This is a genomic window from Pseudomonas sp. HMSC057H01, assembly GCF_001836405.1.
In the GTDB taxonomy this organism is placed as follows: Bacteria; Pseudomonadota; Gammaproteobacteria; order Pseudomonadales; family Pseudomonadaceae; genus Pseudomonas; species Pseudomonas aeruginosa.
Genome location: NZ_KV828512.1, coordinates 67,903 through 70,562, shown reverse-complemented (window position 1 = coordinate 70,562; position 2,660 = coordinate 67,903). Strand labels below are relative to the sequence as shown.

The 2,660-nt window shown below is 65.8% G+C and carries 2 protein-coding genes; both read right to left on the bottom strand.

All coding sequences use genetic code 11. From position 1 onward, the window contains the following. On the bottom strand, window positions 1–1,527 hold a 1,527-nt coding region (gene acs / locus HMPREF2581_RS24980), incomplete at its 3' end, for an acetate--CoA ligase (RefSeq protein WP_049262492.1). A 181-nt stretch (window positions 1,528–1,708) separates the two neighbouring features. After that, on the bottom strand, window positions 1,709–2,660 hold a 952-nt coding region (dctM, locus tag HMPREF2581_RS24975), incomplete at its 5' end, for a C4-dicarboxylate TRAP transporter large permease protein DctM (RefSeq protein ID WP_049267058.1).

Here is a 2,660-nt window from a genome sequence, read left to right as displayed (position 1 = left end):
GTAGCCGTCCTCGTCGCGGCGCGCGCCGTCGCCGGTGAAGTACATGCCCTTGAAGGTCTTGAAGTAGGTGTCGACGAAGCGGTCATGGTCGCCGAACAGGGTCCGCGCCTGGCCCGGCCAGGAGTCGAGGATCACCAGGTTGCCCTCGGCGGCGCCTTCGATCAGGTTGCCGAGGTTGTCCACCAGCGCCGGGACCACGCCGAAGAACGGCTTGGCCGCGGAGCCCGGCTTCATCGCATGGGCGCCCGGCAACGGGGTCATCAGGCAGGCGCCGGTCTCGGTCTGCCACCAGGTGTCGACGATCGGGCAGCGCGACTGGCCGACGGTCTCGTAGTACCACTGCCAGGCTTCCGGGTTGATCGGCTCGCCCACCGAACCGAGCAGACGCAGGCTGGAACCGTCGGCACCGGCCACCGCCGCCTTGCCTTCGGCCATCATCGCGCGGATCGCGGTCGGCGCGGTGTAGAGGATGTTAACCTTGTGCTTGTCGATGATCTTCGCCACGCGGGTCACGTCGGGGTAGTTCGGTACGCCCTCGAACAGAATGGTGGTGGCGCCGTTGGCCAACGGGCCATAGACGATGTAGGTGTGGCCGGTGACCCAGCCGATGTCGGCGGTGCACCAGTAGACTTCGCCCGGACGGTAGTCGAAGACCCGCTCGTGGGTCAGCGAGGCGTACACCAGGTAGCCGCCGGTGGTATGCAGCACGCCCTTCGGCTTGCCGGTGGAGCCGGAGGTGTAGAGGATGAACAGCGGGTCCTCGGCGCCCATTTCCTTGGGCGCGCAAGTGCTGCCGGCAACCTTCATCAGGTCGTCGTACCAGACGTCGCGGTGCTGGTTCCACTTGATCTCCGCACCGGTACGCTTGCAGACGATGATCTTCTGCACGCTGGAGGTTTCAGGGTTGGTCAGGGCGTCGTCGACGTTGGCCTTCAGCGGAGTACGCTTGCCGCCGCGCACGCCTTCGTCGGCGGTGATCACCACCTTCGACTTGCAATCGATGATGCGTCCGGCCAGGGCCTCGGGGGAGAAGCCGCCGAAGACCACCGAGTGGATCGCGCCGATGCGGGTGCAGGCAAGCATGGCGACCACGGCCTCGGGGATCATCGGCATGTAGATGGTCACTACGTCGCCGCGGTGCACGTCCTGCCCGCGCAGGGCGTTGGCGAACTTGCAGACCTGCTCGTGGAGCTGGCGGTAGGTGATTTCCTGGTGGTCGGCGGGATCGTCGCCTTCCCAGATGATCGCCACCTGGTCGCCGCGTTCGGCGAGGTGACGGTCGAGGCAGTTGTGCGACACGTTGAGGGTGCCGTCGGCGAACCACTTGATGTCCACGTGATGGTCGTCGAAGGAGGTCTGCTTGACCTTCTCGAACGGCTTGATCCAGTCGATCCGCTGGGCCTGCTCGCGCCAGAAGCCGTCGGGGTTGACGACGGACTGCTGGTACATCGTCTTGTAGGTGGCTTCGTCGGTGAAGGTCCGTGCCACCGCTTCCGGGTGCACGGGGTACAGGGATGCCGCAGACATGGCTTTAACCTCGGTACGTGAGTGTTGTTTTTGTTGTGCCCAGTTGTAGCGAGCGCACACCCCACGAACCATACGACCATGGTCTTACCACTGCGCGACAGCACCGATAGTAGCTATAAGCCGCGCCGATCGTAGCCTTGCGCCAGCGGCGGAGCGCGTCCCGCGCCCCGCCGCCGCGACCTCAACTCATGCCCAGCAGGCCCGGCAGCCACAGCGAGATCAACGGCACGTAGGTCACCAGGATCAGGAACAGCAGCAGGATCATCAGCCACGGCAGCGCCGCGCGGATGGTCGCCCCCAGCGGCATGCCAGTGACCGCCGAAGTGACGAACAGGTTGAGGCCGACCGGCGGGTGTACCAGGCCGATCTCCATGTTCACCACCATGACGATGCCCAGGTGGATCGGGTCGATGCCCAGCTTCATGGCGATGGGGAAGAAGATCGGCGCCAGGATCAGCACGATCGCCGAGGGCTCCATGAAGCTGCCGGCGACCAGCAGCACCACGTTGACCATCAGCAGGAAGCCGATCGGGGTCAGGCCTTCCTGCACCACCCATTCGGTGATCTGCTGGGGGATCTGCTCGGTGGTCAACACGTGGGCGAAGAGCATGGCGTTGGCGATGATGAACATCAGCATGATGCTCAGCCGCCCCGACTCCAGCAGCACCTTGGGACAGTCGCGCAGACGCATGTCCTTGTACACGAACAGCGCGACGAAGGCCGAGTACACTGCCGCCACCGCCGCCGCCTCGGTGGGGGTGAACAGCCCGGAATAGATGCCGCCGAGGATGATCACCAGCAACAACAGGCCCCAGCCTGCACGGCGTGCGGCGGCCAGCCACTCGCGGAAGCTGGCGCGCGGCTGCGCCGGCAGCTTCTTGACCCGTGCGACGATGTAGATCACCACCATCAGGATCACCCCGAGCAGCAGCCCCGGAACCACCCCGGCGACGAACAGCTTGCCCACCGAGGTCTCGGTGGCGGCGGCGTAGACCACCATCACGATCGATGGCGGGATGAGGATACCCAGGGTCCCGGCGTTGCAGATGATCCCCGCGCCGAAGGCGCGCGGATAGCCGGAGCGGACCATGCCGGCCACGGCGATCGAGCCGACCGCCGCCACCGTCGCCGGC